Source organism: Bacillus salitolerans (genome assembly GCF_042680805.1).
Lineage (GTDB): Bacteria > Bacillota > Bacilli > Bacillales > SA4 > Bacillus_CJ > Bacillus_CJ salitolerans.
On the sequence record NZ_JBHUEM010000045.1, the window covers coordinates 1 to 17,946 of the forward strand.

Below are 17,946 nucleotides of genomic sequence, written 5' to 3' on the forward strand. Positions count from 1 at the left end.
CATCTAAGAAAGCTTCCTGTTTTTCATGGAGGTATGCTCTTACAAATCGTACACGACTTGCTGAGAGCTGAATACAAAAGAGGAATACTCGTATTGTTCGACCCAGTAGAATAATATCCGCCTCTCCCCAGTCGAATTGGAATTGGTGGCCGAGTTGAAAATCAAGAGGAATGAAGACTTCCTGAAGTTTCTTTCTGCGTTTGCCTACGATCTTACGGATATTCGATTCCGATCCTTTAAAATCGTACTCTTTTTCTAATCTACGAAAAATGTTTGCAGCTGTATGTTTCTGTTTTTTCCAATGTTTCAAATCATCTTCTAGCCATTGATCAATGATAGGTAAAACACGCTTTGTTTCCTCGGAATAATCTTTATTACCGTAAATAGTTTGACGTCGAATAGTTGTTGGTGGTTCATTCTCTTTGATATATTTACTAACGGTATTCCTTGAAATACCAAGCTTTTCTGCAACCTTTCGTTGTGATAGTCCTTCTACCTCTATCAAAAATTTGATATTATGATATTGAGCCATACTGATCATCCTTTTATTCCTCTTCTCATGTAGATTGTTTGGTCACTATCTATCATAAGAGAGGGGATTAAATTTGGAAATCATGTGGCTCATTTTTTATGTGATCAAACCCTTGAAAAGTGGCTCAATTTTAGATTATCAAATACAAAAGCTTCTCGAATTGTAATTACTCTTCATCCTTCTTTGTTTTTTCTTCCAAGAGCTGAAGAATTCTATTTATGTCTTTACTTGTTTGAGAATTATCAATACCGTATTTTACCCCATAATAAATAATTATTAATGCAAATGCACCTGCTAAAAGCCATAAAAACAAAACAACAATTATTCCCACTTATGTCACCTCAAATTTTTTCTAAGGACATAATTCCCATAGTAAAGCCGATATTCCTTCTTTAATATTATGCTCCAATACTTCAACAAGTGAAGGCACTAATCCTGCTCAATAAGTGCCCGCGATTATTGCATAATAGCAACCCGTTAGCTCAATAACGCTTTTCATATTCTAAATACCATTCAGGCTTGTTATGTTTAAAATAACCAAGGACTTCTGTTCGAGCAGGTTCTTCAAGGCTATTAAGAACATCGTAGTCTATTTTATTCATTTCAATCCAAATTTCAGCTAATGATTCACCACAACTAGCCCTTATCATTTCTTCATTCTTTAAGTCATTAGCAACATTGATTAATGTTGCAACAACATCATCATCAATGAACTTGGCAAGATAAATGGCACAGTCATCACGGGTAGCATCATCAATCTTTCCATCAAATAATAATTTAATCAGTTTTTCTTTTTCCATAATGCCATCCCTTCTGTGATTATAGCTATCCTTTAATTGAAAAAGCTCTCAACTATTTAGGTATCCAAAAATTGTCCCCTGTATACTGCGTTACCAAAAACCCAAAATAGAAGAATTGCAATAATAAAACACCCTATTATTAAACCTATCCAAGCAAAGTATGTATTTTCTTTTTTAACTAAAGGAAATAGTACAATCAATAATGTTCCAATTCCTAATGTCATTAAGGCTGTTAATCTCCCTATAAGAAACTCCCACATTTTACTTCTCCCCTTTACTTTGCCTTATTTAAGAATTATATCTGGTCTTCAATCGCAATAATATTCAAGTTAAGATGACTTCGATCTCTTAATTTTTTCGATTACTGTAAGTAAGATATATATTAAAATAGTAAATCCAACAATAAGGAGAAAGCCATTTGTGATAAGGTTAAAATCCAGTTCACTTGTCGAACTCATAACCTTACCATTAGGATCCATTCGGTTTAGTGTCCAACCATTATAATCTAATGTAAAATATGAGGTTACTAAGCCTAACACAAAACCAATTAAAATGGATAACTGGACCTTTTTCATTTAACAATCACTCCTTTATATTGATTTTACCATAAATATACATTTAAACATCTTCAACAACAATTAAAGAAATAAAAAAGGCGATTATGTTATTACATAATCGCTACCCGTTAGTGAAACTATTTATTACTCGCTATAAATATTTTTTGAGAAAGAAAGTAAGCCAAAGTTGCGACTAATAAAGTTCCCAAAAATGGAATTATTGAAGTCTGTCCAAACACCACTTCTTGACTCACATTATTGTTAATTGAAGAAAAATCTGGAGTATAAAGAGCTGTCAGGAGCATACCTGATAAAACCTGAAATACTATATACAACAAAGAAAAACTTAAAATAAATACAACATATTTTTTCAACCTTCTCACTCCCTTTTACATATCTACGAACCAACTTTCAATTAGGTTTCACCTTATACTCTTCCTCAACAATCCTGCTCCAATAGTGAAAGAGCGTATCTGCTTCTTTCAGATACGCCCCCGGTAGTTCCAACAAGGATATTTTTTATTTTATTTAAATACTTTATCTATTTCGTCTTTGTCGTAATCCAATATCCAATCATTGTATGCATTATAAATGTCTCGTATTGATTCAGTTGAGGTAGCAAGCAAATCACATCCTCTATCATCGTACACATGAAAAATGGTTTTCCTTTTGATATTTAAAAAATATATCCTATGAAAAATACTTGGTTTGATTTCTAAATCTTGATTGCATACTGCTTTTAACAATGGAGTGTATTTTATATCAGATACTTTACATTCAAGGGTAAAACTATGTGTTTTATATTTTCCGACTTCATCACCTTCTGGGAAAATATAAGGAATTTCTGTATGCTTTATTTTATATAAGACTGACTTTTCATAGATATAAGGAGCAAAAATCCTCCCTTTCTGCTTATAGCTTCTTCCATCTCCAAAATCATTTACATCAACTACTACAAAAACTTCCTCGTCTTGTGAATGCAATGATTCAAACAACGTAACAGCCCTCTTATAAACCCCCTGCACATAAGGATTATTTTCGTAATGATATTCTCTATCCCGCTCTTCCCCTAACTCGAATCGTATGCCTATTTCCCAGTTATAAAACAAGGGTGGTTTAAGATTTAAGTTAGGAAAATTCTCATTCATATAGTCATTTAAAAACATATCTACACCTCAATTTGTTACTGTAATTTTACCATTTCTTCTTCAACTAAACGACCCTATACTTTAAGTGAAATAATTCACATAGTTCTCCACCTCTGTTCCTTTTTAAGTTAATTATTTAAAACCAAGTTTATTCCAAATATATATAAAAACACCCCATCCATAGTTGGAAGTGGAGTGTTTTACCTTACTCATCATGTACCACCAAAATAATTCTTCTTCAACCACCTAGGGTAATTCATTAATTCCTCGTATGTCATTTCATTTGGCAATTCCTTCGTATTTATAAGCATCAACTGTTCTTCTATTTCATCAATTTTACTCTCAGCTTGGTATTTCATTTCGCAAGTTAGACAAATGATACATGGTGTATTCGTGATGATAATTGCCCTTGAGCCATCTGGTAATTCCCAATACACGGTATTTTCACTATGTCTAGTATGTGGAGAACCACACCATTCACATTTCATTTAGTATCACCCCTGCTTTATTACTCATTAACAGTGCTCTGTTGTTTCTTTTGTTCGGATAAGAACTTTTTCTCTTTCAATTCATCACGTTTTTCACGTTTATCCTTTAAAGAAGAATGCTCTGGATTTGTTTCATATTCCTCTCTTCTCTTCAATCGGTTCAATCCTTCGGGTACTAAATTAAACGCTTGATCATTCATGAGGCCCGAAACTCCAATCTTGGATTCTTTCTTTTCATAATCAGGATAAACCTCTTTAAAGTAGCCATCTGCTTTTCCAGGCACATAGTTTTCTGGCTCTGGGTAGGTTGTAATTACACCTTCAAAGTTTCGAAGGACTACTTTTGACGAGCTTTGAGCTATTAAATAGTTTGGCTGAAGTGATATCTTCCCTCCACCACCAGGAGCATCCACCACGAAGGTCGGGACAGCATACCCTGACGTATGACCACGTAAGCCTTCAATGATTTCTAGTCCTTTTGAGACTGGTGCTCTGAAATGACCGATTCCTTCTGATAAATCACATTGATAAATATAATATGGTCTTACTCGAATTTTCACTAAGTCATGCATTAGTTTTTTCATGATTGGAACACTGTCATTAATACCGGCAAGAATAACCGATTGGTTACCGACAGGGACTCCCGCATTCACTAACATCTCACAGGCTTTCTTCGATTCCTCTGTAATTTCTATGGATGTGTTAAAATGTGTATTTAACCAGACTGGATGATATTTTTGTAAGATGTTACATAAGTTTTCTGTGATTCGCTGTGGAAATACAACAGGAGCACGAGTTCCGATCCGAATGATCTCCACATGAGGAATCTCTCGTAGGTTTTTCAAAATATACTCAAGTATTTGATCATTTATTAATAGTCCATCGCCACCTGAGATGAGTACATCCCTTACTTCATCATGCTCACGAATATATGAAATCGCTGCATCTAGCTGTTTTTTCGGTACTCCCATCCCAATTTGTCCTGAGAATCGTCGTCTTGTACAATAACGGCAATACATCGAACACTGATTTGTAACAAGAAATAACACCCTGTCTGGATAACGATGTGTAAGTCCAGGCGTTGGTGAATCCTCATCCTCATGCAGAGGATCTTCTAGGTCATATTTCGTTTTTAGTATCTCTTTTGAAATGGGAACAGATTGCATACGAATCGGGCATCTTGCATCATCAGGATTCATTAATGAGGCGTAATAGGGAGTAATATTCAGTGGGATCGTTTTGGTCGCGATTTTGACTCCTTCTTCTTCATCTGGTGTTAAGTTCACGACTTTACGTAGGTCATCAAGTGTTCGAATCGTATTCGTTAATTGCCATAGCCAATCATTCCACTGTTCTTCTGTAACATCCTTCCAAAGCTCAATATCCTTCCAGTGACGTTTTGGTTTATAAACATCTTGTCTCATGTTTACCCTCCTTATTTTAAGCCTACTTGCTTAAAACATTATATGAGAAGGACCCAAATTCGGTTAAACATTTGAATAAAGCTGTGTGACTTCAACTGGACTTACCCATCCACTGATAAATCCTTTACCCAGACGTTCATATCCTCCATTTTATCGTAAATATAACAGTTGTTTGTCATTCTCCCTTTGTACTTGTAATGAAGCTGATATAACGCCGCGTTCATTCCGTAAGACAAAGCACGTGCAATGGAATAAGCAGAAAATACTTTTTGTTTAATTAATTCCTGCTCCAATTCCAGCATGATATGCTTCATTAAGCCATGTTCCCTATGCTCCGGGAGTGTTGCACAATCTGTAATTTCTGCATTACAATATTGCGAATTGACCGTTGCAGAAGCCGCGCTTACAATCTTCCCTTCTTTTTCAATAAGAAAAAAGATACTGCTGTCATTCATTATTTTTTCGATATAGCTTGGATTATTGAGCGGAGTCGGATAAATTTGAAATACTTCTCCATATAATGAAGCCAATTGATCCACATCGCTTAACGTTGCTTTCCTCATCACATAATCCTCAGGAAAAGGATTTAATGTAGTGAGCTTCTTCAGCTTTAGTACTTGGTGTAAGGTGTTATCCTCTTTAATCCATTTATCACTTTTCTTTCTACCTTGTTCAAAATACTTCGTTAATGCATAGGCATGACTGCCGTTAAAATAACCTTCTATAATGGCTTCTAATAAAAAGCCCGCTTCCACAAAATCATGGACATGCTCTCGCCTTGCGTAAACAATGGCCTTTGAATAGGCATATTCCGCACTAAGTGACATGATGACCATACTAATTTTATGAATGTTACCGCGGTAATCATCTACCCTTAATCGCTGATTAAAATGATCCAAGCATACAGACATATAATATTTATCTCCTTCTGCCACTTTCTGTTCATAAAAAGCTTCTGATGGCATATAAATCCCTCCTACCTACTTATCTCATCTTACGTTGCAATAGGTAGTATTATGATAATAGACATCTAGCTGGCTACAAATTGATAGTTACGTAGGTCTTACTTCGAGGAGAATACTTTGTAGCTATTTCACCTTTAACGGAGACTCTAGTAAACATGGCTGTTGCTTTCCGCAAAAGGAGCTCGTTTTCCACAATTGCACAGGATGCTGGCTGCTCTAGCCACAGGACATGGCAGCATTTAGTAGAGTTTCTATAAAGCATGAATCCTCCATTGGGTGATCGCATAAAGAGTGTACCTTCATCCGTTCTCCCGCAGGAGTCTCGCCCCTTCCCTCCAATTAACTAAGAATAATAAACGGCAATAATTTTAACACAACCTATACGTAAAACTTCTTATCTTTTTAATTCATAAAAAAAAGACAGGAAGTATCCTGCCTAGTTATATCTTTTTCACCCATGAAATGAGTTTTAGCTCTGTGAGCTCTTCGATTGCATATTTAATTCCTTCTCTTCCTAATCCGCTTCCTTTTACACCACCATAAGGCATGTGGTCCACACGAAACGTAGGAATATCATTGATCATGACGCCACCCACTTCAAGTTCGTCGGCTGCCTTTAATGCAGTCTCAATGTCATTCGTAAAGATACCAGCTTGTAATCCGAATTCAGAATGATTTATTTCACTAATTCCTTGATCAATCGAAGAAATTTTATTCACAATAACGATCGGAGCAAATACCTCCATGCAAGAGACCTTTTCTGTTTGTTGAACAAACGATAGGATGGTAGGCTGTAACATTCCTTCTAGTACATTTCCTCCATAGACTACTTCCGCCCCGTTTTGGACTGCTTCGTTAATCCAGCTTAAAGCTCTATCCGTTTCATCTTTGCTAATCATCGTTGATACTTCAACTTTAGGATCGTATGGGTTCCCTAGCCTTACCTTTTTTGTATGGTCCTTAAACAACTCAATGAATTCATCATAACTATGTTCATGTACATATATTCGTTGAAGGGAGATACATACTTGCCCAGCAAATGAAAAAGCACCCATTGTAATTCGAGATATGATATTGTCCAACTTTACATTTTCATCAATTATGACTCCAGAATTAGAGCCTAACTCAAGTAATACCCTCTTTAAGCCTGCTTTTTTTTGTATGTCACTTCCAACCTCGGGACTTCCTGTAAAAGATACAGCCTTTACTTTTGAATGCTTTACTAAACAGTCTCCAACGATCGCCCCACTTCCAGATACAACATTTAAAGCTCCTTTAGGGAGTCCCGCTTCATGGAATAACTCAGCAATCGCATACGCACATAAGGGTGTCTGAGTGGCTGGCTTTAATACGATCGTGTTCCCAGCCGCAATGGCTGGCCCTATTTTGTGTGCAACTAGATTTAATGGGAAGTTAAAAGGCGTGATCGCCGCGATTACGCCTAGTGGCTGACGAATTGTATAGGCGATCCGATTCTCGCCTCCTGGAGCAGCATCCATTGAAATCGTTTCACCATGGATTCTTCTTGCTTCTTCCGCTGCAAACGTATAGGTCATAATGGTTCTTTCTACCTCTGCCATAGCTGTCGTAATGGGTTTGGCTGACTCCGAAGTGATTAGTCTTGCAAACTCATCTTTTCGGCCACGAAGTAATTCAGCTACTTTATACAAAATAGAAGACCGTTCATGTGCTGATAATTTTTTCATTTCTTTTAAAGCATCACTTGCTGTTTCGATGGCAAGATTTACTTCTTCTATATTTGCAGTAGCAACTTCTGCAATTAACTCGTTTGAAAAGGGAGAATAGTGTTTTCGATAATCAGTCGTCTCCTTCCATTCTCCATGAATCCAAAGATGTTTTCTCATACTTTACCCCCTACTTTACTGACACCATTCAATGATCATATTAGCGATGATTTCAGCTGTATCAAATACTCTTTCAATTTCGATATATTCATTTGGATAATGGGCCACTTCTGTCGTGCCTGGTCCAAATACAATGGTCGGAATATTTCCAACTTGGGTAAATAGGCCACCATCTGTTCCCCATGGTGACGCTTCAATAATCGGAGCTCTATTTTTCACCTTCGTGAAATGCTTTGACAGAACCTTCATCGCATCATGCTCACTATCAATGGTGCCAGGTACCCACCTTGCTCCGAACCACTTAAGCTCCACTGGATGATCCTTAAACCAAGGATCTATCTCCGCTAAAAGCGCAAGATGTTTTTCAAGTTCTTTCTGAACATTCTCCATTTTTTCATCTGGTGCCACACCCATTCTTCCTTCCATCGTCACTTCATCTGCAACTGACGATGGCCAATTGCCTCCATATATTTTGCCGATATTAATAGGAACAGGGATAGGAACAGACTGATAGAGAGGATCATGAATGGTGGCATTTCTCGTTTTCTCTAATTCTAACACTTTGTGATGAACGGTCATGGCTTTTTCGATTGCACTTACTCCTTCATACCTTGTACCTCCATGAGCGGATTTGCCTTTAACAACTAGCTTAAACCACATGGAGCCTTGTTGTTTAGGAAATATTTTCATGTTTGTAGGTTCGGGTATTATGGCTACATCTGCTTTGTACCCTCTCGTAATCGCAGCTAATGACCCTGCACCACCACTTTCTTCTTCGATTACACTCTGGAAAATAACATCTCCTCTTAGCGGAATGTCTAATGCTTGGATGGCCTCTAGTGCTAACAATAAGCTAATAGAGCCACCTTTCATGTCAGATGTACCTCTACCATACATTTTTCCATCTATTATTTTTGCACTAAAAGGATCTAATTCCCACCCAGATATATCCCCTTCTGGAACAACATCGATATGACCATTTAATATAATCGATCTTCCTCCGCCAAGTCCCTTTTTAACAGCTACAACATTTGGGCTACCAACAAATGTTGTCCGAGGTGAAACAAAATAAGGATGCTGCTGAAGGTTTGAAATATTCGGTTCCCATATATCAATCTGTAAGCCTAGTTCTCTTAATTTCTCCACCACAATGGCTTGTGCTGATGCTTCGTGTCCAGAAATGCTATTCTCTTGGACTAGTCGTTGAAGTAACCGAATCCCCTTAAGACGATGGAGCTGTAACCACTGTTTTACTCTCATATCAACATCCAACACACTCTCCCCCTTACTCAATATATTGGATATTTTCATCAACTACTAAATCTGCCTCTGTTCTTTTTAATACATCTTCTATCGTAAAAGGCTGCATGACTTCTTTTAACAGTAAGCCTGAACCTGTAACCTCCACTACTGCCATATCTGTAATAATTAAATTGACACAGCACTTGGCGGTTAATGGCAACGTACACTCACTTACTATTTTGGAAGTCCCGTCTTTATTTTGATGATTCATTAAGACAATCACTCGTTTTGCCTTTTGTGCTAAATCAATGGCTCCTCCCATACCAGGCACTTTCTTCCCTGGAACAATCCAATTCGCTAAATCACCGGATTGACTTACCTGTAAAGCTCCTAATATCGTCACATCTATCAGTCCACGCCTGATAATTGCAAACGCAATCGAACTGTCAAAATAGGAGGCACCATTTACGATTGTTACTGGGTATCCACCTGCATTACAAAGATTCTCATCTTCTTGCCCCATAATTGGAGTTGGTCCCATCCCAAGTACCCCGTTCTCAGCATGGAACATCACTTGCCTTGATATGGGGAGATGATTAGGAACAAGTGAGGGAATGCCAATCCCTAGATTCACTACCATTTGGTCTTTTATTTCTTTAGCTGCTCTTTTCGCCATTCTATTCCGTGAATCTATTCCCATACCCATTTCCAATGCACTCCTTCACTTTCAATTACACCGTTAATGAAGCAGCCTGGTGTGACAATTTCTTCAGGTGAAAGTGCTCCAAGTGGTACGATCTCAAGGGACTCTGCAAATGTTACATTACCAGCCATAGCGACTAATGGATTTGTATTTCTTGCACTCTTATCGAATACTAGGTTTCCATATGGATCTGCTTTATGAGCAAAAACAATCGAAACATCTGCGATTAATGCTGTTTCAATTAACAACCTCTTTCCATTTACCTCGATGATTTGTTTTCCTTCTTCAACCACTGTATTAATTCCAACATCTGTAATGATTCCATGAAGCCCAACTCCACCAGCCCGAATACGTTCAGCTAGTGTTCCTTGTGGTGAAAACTCGATTTCGATTTCTGCATTTGTCATGAGCTGTCCGGCTATCGGATTAGAACCAATATGTGAGGTGATGATTTTTTTCACCTGATGATTGGCAACAAGTGGACCGATTCCAATTGTCGGAAAACCAGTATCATTTCCAATGATGGTTAAATTTTTGACTCCTTTATTCATAATCCCCTCAATGATACTTGGGGGTGTTCCGATACCTCCAAATCCCCCAAACATTAAGGTACATCCGTCGTTAATTTGGTTTAATACATCATGAATACTGATTAACTTTCCTTCCCCCATTAGACCACCCCCTAAGCTAATAATCCGTTTAATTGGAGTTCCTGTGTAACATCCGTCAATGCATGATCCAGTAACGATACTAATTCATCAATTTCATCTTTTGAAATAGTCAGTGGCGGAGCAATAATGATTGCATCTCCGTGTACACCATCATCACCTGATGCAGCTGGATAGACGAGTAATCCTCGTTGTTTTGTTTTTGAAAGCACTAAATTTGTCAAAGCAACTTCTTGTTTAAAAGGAATTTTTTGAAGATTGCTAGTGAATTCAATTCCAATTAATAATCCTTTACCTCGTATGTCACCAATGAGAAAATGTTTTGTTTTTAACAAAAGTAATTGATCAACTAAATAAAGCCCTTGTTCGTGTGCTTTATTGACTAGGTCATGCGTTTCTATATAGTTTAAGACCGCTAAAGCGACAGCGGCCGATAAAGGATTACCACTAAAGGTATGACCACTCATAATCAAATTAGAACCTTGTTGAATCGGCTCGATAATGCGATCTTGAATTAACACAGCTGCAACAGGCGTATATCCTGCACTCAAGCCTTTTCCTAATGTGACAATATCAGCGACTGTATTCCAGTGATCCAGTGCTAGCATCTTTCCTGTTCGCCCGATACCTGTCATAACCTCGTCGGAGATAAAGAGAATATTATATTGATCACATATTTTTCGGATTTCCTCATAATAACCAGGTGGAGGAGTTAGTGCAGCACCAGCAGCACCAACAATTGGTTCACTAATAAAAGCCGCAATATGGTCTGCGCCAATACGCGAAATGGCTCGTTCTAACTCAGTTGCACATTTTAGCTTACAGTTTGGAAAGGTATCGTTGTAAGGGCACCTGTAGCAATAGGGAGGGGACACTGTTGGGTAGTCTTCTAAAAGCGGGACAAATCTCGTTCTACGAAGAGGATGACCAGACATAGACAATGCACCTAGGGTGATGCCATGGTAGCTCATCCATCTAGATAAGATTTTTTGCTTGGTTTTCATCCCTTTTTCCTGCCAATATTGGATCGCAATTTTTAGAGCTGTTTCAGTTGCTTCTGATCCACTATTCACAAGAAAGGACCAATACTTTACTTGCTTGGACAACATAGAGAGTTTTTCTGCAAGCTCTTCTGCTGGCTCTGAAGTAAACTGCGAACGGTATACAAATGCTACTTTATTGGCTTGTTTGAGCATTGCTTCGTTTATTTCTTTTACACCGTGCCCTATACATGCTGTCACAGCACCAGAAGAACCGTCTAAATATCGTTTTCCGTCTAAATCATACAAATACACGCCAAGCCCATGGCTAATTACAGGATACTCTCCATCAAGGAGTGGCTTAATCAGGCGAGAATGGTTCATCTATTTATTCCCCCCATATTTAGACTTTTTGTATTGTGTTTTAAAGTTTATTCCGAAATTGAACGAATCATGAGGAAAACAATTCACCTTAAAAAAGTAGAAAAAAGGACAATCAACTAATTGATTTGTCCCTTTGCTGTAGTATTTTTTTGTGTATCCATATGGCTGCTTGAGAACCCTCTCCCATTGCGATTGTTAATTGTTCAGAATGCGCAACAATATCACCTGCAACCCATACATTTTCTATGTTTGTTTCCTTTGACCTTGAATGAGGAGCAATATGATGATTTTCTAACCTTTCTACTCCCAGCTGTTTCAGTAATTCTGTATTCACGACATTTCCTCCAAAGGAAAGAAATCCTCGTTCGCCTTTTATTTCTGCCCCTGAAGCTAATTGAACCCCAGAAAACGTAGATGGGGATGAGGTAATCACACTTGTTACGTTTTCATGAATAACATCAATCTTCTTTTGCAATAACTCATTTAGCTTATTTTGACTCATTTCTTTATTTCCGTGATTAATATAAACTAGTTGATCAGTCCAATAGGTTAGAGTTAATGCCATATTAGCCCCAACATCTCCTGCACCAACTACCACAACACGTTTATTCATCACTTCATATCCATCACAATCCGGGCATAAATAGATGGAAATCCCTAGACACTCTTTTAGGTTGGGTAATGAAAGGGGAATATTATCTTGAATACCAGTAGCTATCAGCAAGTATTTACATGTATATTCATTACTTTCTTTTCCTTGTAATGAAAAACCATCATTTGTTTTTTTGGCTGTAATGATTTCATCCTTCACGAATTGTACATCGTACTTTTCTGCATGTATTTTTCCCAATTGTCGTAATTGATTTCCATCAATACCGTCTGGCCATCCAAGAACATTATGGTAGCACCTGCAAAGCGTGGACCTTCCTTCGCCTTTATCAATAACAACAATTTCGTGCTTATATCTTCCTAACTGGATTGCAGCCTGGAGCCCTGCAATTCCACCTCCAATGATGATGCATTCTGTTTGTAACATACTGATCACCTCTTCCCAAAGAATATTTAGACAGAAAAAAACTGGTCATAAACCAGTTATTTAGTCTTCTTTTTTTTAGTTTTCTTGTTTGTAATCACAGGAGAGGTATTTCTTTGTGATTGAAGCTCAGATAATCTTGATTCATATAGAATTTTTGCCTCATAATCGTTTATATGCATAAAAAAACCTCCTAATCAAACATGTTTGATAGAAGGTAGTTTCTCCAGTAATGGAAGAAGTATACATATATTCACTAGACGCTAAGATGTTTTTAGTTCCTTCCACAATTCTAAAATTTCCTTTTCTTTCGATTTAGTTAAGCCTACTACTAGCTCTTCTCCCGGGCTTTCTGAATTTTTCCAAGCGTACGTATCCGTAATTGTTTCGCTAATCGGCCTACAAGTTAAGCCATATTGGATTGCTTTTTCAATATTAACTGCTGAAAATCCATCCATATTCTTTCCTTTAGGGATATATAAAGGAATATCTTTCCAATATTGAATTCCATTCTCTTCGAAAAAATCATCTTCAACAGAGGTAAATTTAACAGATGGATTAATTAAATCTTTGGTTTCATCAAGAAATTCTCCCATCGTCAGCGTATCCTTTGGACCTGTTACCTGAAACGTTCCAATCGTCTTTTTCTCTAACTGTTGAATAATAAAACAAGATAAATCTCTCGCATCGATAAATTGAACAGGAGCATCTTTATCTTCGGGAACCACTACTTCATCCCCTCCGCCAATTCTCATTGGCCAATACGTGAAACGATCTGTCGGATCATATGGCCCTACAATGAGTCCAGGTCTAATGATAAGATGACCTTCTGGGAAAACCTTTTTTACTTCTTGTTCACATAAAGCTTTTAGTGCTCCATACGTTTCACCCGTAATCTCTTCCACAGATTCATCATCTAAAGTCGCAACCTCAGCATCCTCTGTTATCCCAGAATGAGAAAAATCTTTATAAACGGAGATTGAGGAGATAAAGGTATATACTTTGCACGTAGTTGATAATAACGTTGCAGATTCCTTCACGATTCTTGGAACATAGCCGCTCGTATCAATAACCGCATCCCATTTCCTACCTTTTAGGATTGATATATCACCATCACGATCTCCTTTCAATTTTTCGACATTGTCAAAGATCGCACCATTTGTTTTACCTCTTGTAAAGATTGTTACTTCATGCCCACGTTTCATAGCCTCTTCTACAAGATGTCTACCTAAAAATTTGGTTCCACCTAGAATCAATAATTTCATGTTACGGCCTCCCTTTCATTGGATAGAATCTCTTTTTTGTACTATATTCCATGCTCGTCTATTACATGAACGAAGATATTAATTTTATCGAACTAATTATAGCGATAGACCATTAAAACGTAGTGAATGTCAAACCGATTGAGGAATCCACCACCTTCAAACGGGCTCTTCCACCGATTGGGAACGTAAAAATAGGTGAAACATGCCCAAAATTGACATCAGCGATAACAGGAATGTCGTGTAGCTCCTTTTTTGAATGTATGATCTCTCGTAGTGTCTCCATCGTCATTCCAGATTTTTGCTGGAACCTCCCAATTACTACAGCACTTATCTGGTGTTCCATGCTCGTGACGTGAAGTAGGGACTGAAGATCCCGGTCAAATGTTTCTGGAATGGTCATATAATCATCCTCAATAAAAAGGATGATATCATGTAGTGTTGGAAAAAATTCTGTTCCTTGAAGAAGATTGAGCGTGCACAAGTTCCCACCTAACACAACTCCTTCCGCTTCTCCTTCCTGAATGATCTTCCAGCCATCGTTTTTAACAAACTGACGATTCTCTTGATCCAAGTACCATGCATCATCACTCCATTCATTCGATGGTGTTACTGACACAGGCTCATTCGATTGCATGAGCACTCTCTGAAAATGTTCAAATGTGTACTCAAATCCATATTTCATCGAAAAGGTGGAAAAATGTGGTCCTGAATATGTAACTACACCCGTTTTTTTATATATCGCTGTTTGTAAAGCTGTTATATCAGAATAACCACATAATATTTTAGGGTTGTTCTGAATGAGCTCAAAATCAATATACTTGAGCAATTGATTGCTATTAAAACCACCAAGAGTGGTTAATATTCCATTTACACTTGAATCACGAAATGCTTCATGTAAGTCTTCGATCCTGCTCTCGATTGTAGAGGAACCAAACGAATTCATTTCTTCTGAATGACGAGAGAAGCTAACCGATATTCCTAGTTCATTAAACCGTTTCCTTGCAATGCATCTTTGTTCTTCTGTAATCACAGCTAAGCTAGTTGCAGGTGATATGACCCTTATGTGGTCGCCTCGTTGAAGTTTTTTTGGAATGATCATCCTATTACCTCCTTGTCTATATCCTATTTCTGTTGCCAAACCCTTTTTAAATAGAAGGCTACACTATCTTCACAATGATTTCCTATTACTTCATTTGCAGAGTACTTACACTCTGCGCAAGCATTATCTACTGCTACTGAATAATCAGCAGCATGAAACATCTTAGTATCATTGACTCCGTCCCCAAATACGGTGACCTTAGCATTTGGTAGATTTATATACTTCTTTAAAGTTTGGATGGCCTGATCCTTTGTTGCTTTTTTATCGTGTACTGTTAGCCAGTACCATCCCGGTTTGTATAGTTCTTCAAATAAATGTAATTCGACATGTCCCCCTATTTTTCCCTCTATCTCTGCATATAGTTCTTGTAATTTTTCTTTTTGATTGATAAAAGTAAAACAGACCACTTGGTCCCTAAACGCTTCCTTCAAGATTACGGCATGTTGCAAACGATCATCTTTCATTCGAACTCTTTCTTGAAAGTAAAAATCCATTCCCTCATTATGTATGTCTTGGTAATACAAACAATCTTTTTTCCCATTAAAAGTCGATATAAAAGGTAATGATTCAAATTTCTGACCAAGTGAGTATATTTCATCTAGTAGATTAGGAGAGATATTATGTATAAAAAGGTGCTCTCCAGTTTTTATATCGGATAAGAAGGCTCCATTAAATTCAATGATTGGTAGGGAGATCGGAATATCTTTCATAATGGTCTGAATTGACTTCACACTTCTAGCACTCGCAACCGTAAATGGTAATCCCTCATTTAAAAGCTGAATGAGTATTTTTTTTGTGTTTGGAGATAATTGGGCATTCTTTTGTAACAACGTTCCATCTAAATCAGATATAAATATATCCATCCATAGGTCCCCTTCTCTTTTAATTCTTATTGATATTTGTATAATCCATTGAAATATTCTAGTATTCTATTGGTTTTATATTATTAATCGAAGTAATAAGTTTATTACTTCGTTGTTTATTTTCACAGAAGGGACTCGCATTGCACTCTTTTACAGGAAAGGATTTTCATATCGTCCATGCTCACCTAAATGTCCAATAGAAAATTACTCACAGACCTTTATTCAAGAAAAAATGGAATTAACAGCATCCTTTGTACATCAATATACACCCTCAGTGTCGTTTGTTGCAAAGTTGAAAAAGCCGCCGAGAGCTTTCTCGACAGCTTGGAGGAGATTCTCCCTCTATTTTTTTAGGATAGTCTGTTTACAATATCTCTCGCTATCCACACGCCACACGCACTAGCCTGTGCTAAGCCTCTTGTTACACCAGCTCCGTCCCCACCTACATATAAACCAGACATTTCGGTTTCAAATTTGTCGTTAAGCTTTGGACGAGCTGAATAGAATTTTGCTTCTACTCCATAAAATAAAGTATGTTCTGAAGCCAATCCTGGTGTTACTTTATCTAACGCTTCTGTCATTTCTACTAAGCTTTTCATTGTGTTATAAGGTAGAACTAATCCTAAGTCACCGGGAACAGCTTCTTTTAAAGTGGGCTCTAAGAATCCTTCACGAATACGATTCTCCGTGGATCTTCTCCCTTTCAAAATGTCACCATATTTTTGGACGATAAGTCCGCCATTTGATAAGCTATTTGCTAGCCTTGAAATCTCATGCGCATACTCATTTGGTTTATCAAATGGATCAGAGAATTTGTGTGATACTAACAGGGCAAAGTTTGTGTTTTGACTTCCTAGCTTCGGATCCTTGTAGGCATGACCGTTAGCTAGCATAATTCCAGAATGATTCTCCACTACTACGTGTCCAGATGGATTACTACAAAATGTTCTTACTTGTGTCCCAACTGATGTATTAAAGATAAATTTACCTTCATATAAGTGTTTATTAATTTCTTCCATGACAATATTTGAAGTTTCTACACGAACTCCAATATCGACCTGATTATTAGTCATTTGTAAGCGACGCTTCTTTAGTATTTTAGTCATCCATGCAGAACCATCACGTCCAGGAACGATCACTACTTTATCAGCTCTTATTTCTTCACCGCTTTTTAATTGGATACCTTTGACTACTTGAATCCCATCAATCTTTTCACTTACAACATCTTCTACTTCTGTTTTAAAAACCATATCAATTTTTTCTTTTAAGTATTCATAAATATTCTTTAAGATCTCAAGATTTTGCTCGGTTCCGAGGTGTCGTACCTGTGCACGTAACAGCTTTAATCCTGCTGCATACCCTCTCTTTTCAATTTCACGAACTTTTTCGGTTAAAGGGTCAGTAATAGATTCTGTTGCACCGTGACAGAGGTTAATACCGTCAACATATTTGATTAAGTCTATTACCTGAGACGGAGTTAAATAATCTGTCATCCAGCCGCCAAATTCACTCGTAATGTTGAATTTTCCATCTGAATAAGCGCCAGCCCCACCAAAACCATTCGTAATCGAACAAGCTGGTAAACAGCCTGCAAACTCTTTTCTTCCTGCAGCCGGAGGGCACTTTTCAATTTTTTTCTCTAAAATAGGACAGTTTCTTCTATAAATATCATGACCTTTGTCAATTAATACTATTTTCGCATGAGGCATTTTCAATGTTAATTCATAGCAAGTAAATATACCTGCTGGACCAGCACCTACAACAATTACATCATAGTTGTTATTCATGATCTTCACTCCTTGTAAGAAGGCTACATATAGTTATTTTCTAACACCATTAAGTACTATATCAGACCTTCTACACACGGTCAACAGTAATCGCGAACAATTATTTTAAAACCTCATTAAACATTCGTGTTTTTGTTTTTCTG

21 protein-coding genes are annotated in these 17,946 nt (G+C 37.4%); all 21 read right to left on the bottom strand.

What is annotated here, in order from left to right; translation table 11 throughout:
• On the bottom strand, positions 1 to 532 hold a 532-nt coding region (locus ACFSCX_RS17660; RefSeq protein WP_377929564.1), incomplete at its 3' end, for a helix-turn-helix domain-containing protein.
• Between the two features lie 166 nt (positions 533 to 698).
• On the bottom strand, positions 699 to 863 hold the full coding sequence (locus tag ACFSCX_RS17665) for a hypothetical protein (protein ID WP_377929565.1): 165 nt from the start codon (positions 861 to 863) through the stop codon (positions 699 to 701).
• A 151-nt stretch (positions 864 to 1,014) separates the two neighbouring features.
• A complete protein-coding gene (locus ACFSCX_RS17670) occupies positions 1,015 to 1,332 on the bottom strand; it encodes a hypothetical protein (RefSeq protein ID WP_377929566.1) in 318 nt (105 codons plus the stop codon).
• Between the two features lie 56 nt (positions 1,333 to 1,388).
• Positions 1,389 to 1,592 carry a hypothetical protein gene (locus ACFSCX_RS17675; protein ID WP_377929567.1) on the bottom strand — a complete coding sequence of 68 codons (204 nt, stop codon included), beginning with the start codon at positions 1,590 to 1,592 and terminating at the stop codon, positions 1,389 to 1,391.
• Positions 1,593 to 1,661: 69 nt separating this feature from the next.
• Positions 1,662 to 1,907: a hypothetical protein gene (locus ACFSCX_RS17680; protein WP_377929568.1), complete on the bottom strand. Its 246-nt coding sequence runs from the start codon at positions 1,905 to 1,907 to the stop codon at positions 1,662 to 1,664.
• A 119-nt stretch (positions 1,908 to 2,026) separates the two neighbouring features.
• Positions 2,027 to 2,263, bottom strand: coding sequence for a hypothetical protein (locus ACFSCX_RS17685; RefSeq protein WP_377929569.1), 237 nt, complete (start codon positions 2,261 to 2,263; stop codon positions 2,027 to 2,029).
• Between the two features lie 150 nt (positions 2,264 to 2,413).
• Entirely contained in the window at positions 2,414 to 3,055 is a 642-nt protein-coding gene (locus ACFSCX_RS17690) for a DUF3885 domain-containing protein (RefSeq protein WP_377929570.1), read from the bottom strand.
• 194 nt (positions 3,056 to 3,249) lie between these two features.
• Positions 3,250 to 3,525, bottom strand: coding sequence for a YokU family protein (locus tag ACFSCX_RS17695; protein WP_377929571.1), 276 nt, complete (start codon positions 3,523 to 3,525; stop codon positions 3,250 to 3,252).
• 20 nt (positions 3,526 to 3,545) lie between these two features.
• Positions 3,546 to 4,949 (bottom strand): lysine 2,3-aminomutase, encoded by a 1,404-nt coding sequence (kamA, locus tag ACFSCX_RS17700; protein WP_377929572.1) that lies wholly within the window; start codon positions 4,947 to 4,949, stop codon positions 3,546 to 3,548.
• Between the two features lie 101 nt (positions 4,950 to 5,050).
• Positions 5,051 to 5,914 carry a putative beta-lysine N-acetyltransferase gene (ablB, locus tag ACFSCX_RS17705; protein ID WP_377929573.1) on the bottom strand — a complete coding sequence of 288 codons (864 nt, stop codon included), beginning with the start codon at positions 5,912 to 5,914 and terminating at the stop codon, positions 5,051 to 5,053.
• A gap of 440 nt (positions 5,915 to 6,354) precedes the next feature.
• Positions 6,355 to 7,779: an aldehyde dehydrogenase family protein gene (locus tag ACFSCX_RS17710; RefSeq protein WP_377929574.1), complete on the bottom strand. Its 1,425-nt coding sequence runs from the start codon at positions 7,777 to 7,779 to the stop codon at positions 6,355 to 6,357.
• A gap of 15 nt (positions 7,780 to 7,794) precedes the next feature.
• Complete coding sequence (locus ACFSCX_RS17715) at positions 7,795 to 9,054, bottom strand: peptidase (protein WP_377929575.1); 1,260 nt, start codon at positions 9,052 to 9,054, stop codon at positions 7,795 to 7,797.
• Positions 9,055 to 9,064: 10 nt separating this feature from the next.
• Entirely contained in the window at positions 9,065 to 9,727 is a 663-nt protein-coding gene (locus tag ACFSCX_RS17720; protein WP_377929576.1) for a 3-oxoacid CoA-transferase subunit B, read from the bottom strand.
• The gene (locus ACFSCX_RS17725; protein ID WP_377929577.1) at positions 9,712 to 10,395 is read right to left on the bottom strand and encodes a CoA transferase subunit A; all 684 of its coding nucleotides are present in this window, start codon (positions 10,393 to 10,395) and stop codon (positions 9,712 to 9,714) included. The genes ACFSCX_RS17720 and ACFSCX_RS17725 overlap by 16 nt, the downstream gene beginning before the upstream one ends.
• 11 nt (positions 10,396 to 10,406) lie before the next feature.
• Positions 10,407 to 11,756 (bottom strand): aspartate aminotransferase family protein, encoded by a 1,350-nt coding sequence (locus ACFSCX_RS17730; protein WP_377929578.1) that lies wholly within the window; start codon positions 11,754 to 11,756, stop codon positions 10,407 to 10,409.
• 112 nt (positions 11,757 to 11,868) lie between these two features.
• Positions 11,869 to 12,792, bottom strand: a complete 924-nt coding sequence (locus ACFSCX_RS17735) for an NAD(P)/FAD-dependent oxidoreductase (RefSeq protein ID WP_377929579.1) — start codon at positions 12,790 to 12,792, stop codon at positions 11,869 to 11,871.
• A gap of 56 nt (positions 12,793 to 12,848) precedes the next feature.
• A complete protein-coding gene (locus ACFSCX_RS17740) occupies positions 12,849 to 12,971 on the bottom strand; it encodes a hypothetical protein (RefSeq protein ID WP_377929580.1) in 123 nt (40 codons plus the stop codon).
• A gap of 81 nt (positions 12,972 to 13,052) precedes the next feature.
• Positions 13,053 to 14,054, bottom strand: coding sequence for an NAD-dependent epimerase/dehydratase family protein (locus tag ACFSCX_RS17745; protein ID WP_377929581.1), 1,002 nt, complete (start codon positions 14,052 to 14,054; stop codon positions 13,053 to 13,055).
• 112 nt (positions 14,055 to 14,166) lie between these two features.
• Positions 14,167 to 15,150: a S66 family peptidase gene (locus tag ACFSCX_RS17750; protein WP_377929820.1), complete on the bottom strand. Its 984-nt coding sequence runs from the start codon at positions 15,148 to 15,150 to the stop codon at positions 14,167 to 14,169.
• Between the two features lie 26 nt (positions 15,151 to 15,176).
• A complete protein-coding gene (locus ACFSCX_RS17755; protein ID WP_377929582.1) occupies positions 15,177 to 16,016 on the bottom strand; it encodes a Cof-type HAD-IIB family hydrolase in 840 nt (279 codons plus the stop codon).
• Positions 16,017 to 16,366: 350 nt separating this feature from the next.
• Positions 16,367 to 17,803, bottom strand: a complete 1,437-nt coding sequence (locus ACFSCX_RS17760) for an NAD(P)/FAD-dependent oxidoreductase (RefSeq protein WP_377929583.1) — start codon at positions 17,801 to 17,803, stop codon at positions 16,367 to 16,369.
• Positions 17,804 to 17,946: the final 143 nt, after the last annotated feature.